Origin of the sequence: Aeromicrobium phragmitis (assembly GCF_003674095.1) — a bacterium.
GTDB lineage: Bacteria > Actinomycetota > Actinomycetes > Propionibacteriales > Nocardioidaceae > Aeromicrobium > Aeromicrobium phragmitis.
Map to the genome: position 1 here is coordinate 1 of NZ_RDBF01000183.1, position 362 is coordinate 362.

1 protein-coding gene is annotated in these 362 nt (G+C 72.7%); it reads right to left on the minus strand.

The features are described 5' to 3' along the window. The coding region (locus D9V41_RS16880) for a S24/S26 family peptidase (RefSeq protein WP_208006935.1) at positions 1–196 on the minus strand (196 nt) is incomplete at its 3' end. Positions 197–362: the final 166 nt, after the last annotated feature.

Below are 362 nucleotides of genomic sequence, written 5' to 3' on the forward strand. Positions count from 1 at the left end.
CGTCGCCGACTTCGAGGTCCGCCGCCTCGACGGAGCGGGTCAGCAGCAGGTCGCCGGCGGCGATCTCCGGCGCCATGGAATCGGACTGCACGACCAACGGGCGGCTTCCGGTCATCCAGAGTGCGACGACGGCCAGCAGGCACAGGCCCCCGAGAAGCGCTCCGGCGTTGAGGACGAGGAGGCGCAGCCGACTCACGGGGCACCTCGCTGGACGCCGTTGACCACGAACGACGCCGTCGCCGTCGCGCCCTGCAGCGAGGACGTGGCCGATCGGTCCAAGGTCACCGTGATGCAGAGGGTCTCACTCGCACCCGCGGCCAGCGGCCGTCGCGCGGGGACGACCGGGGTGGGCGCGCTGAAGG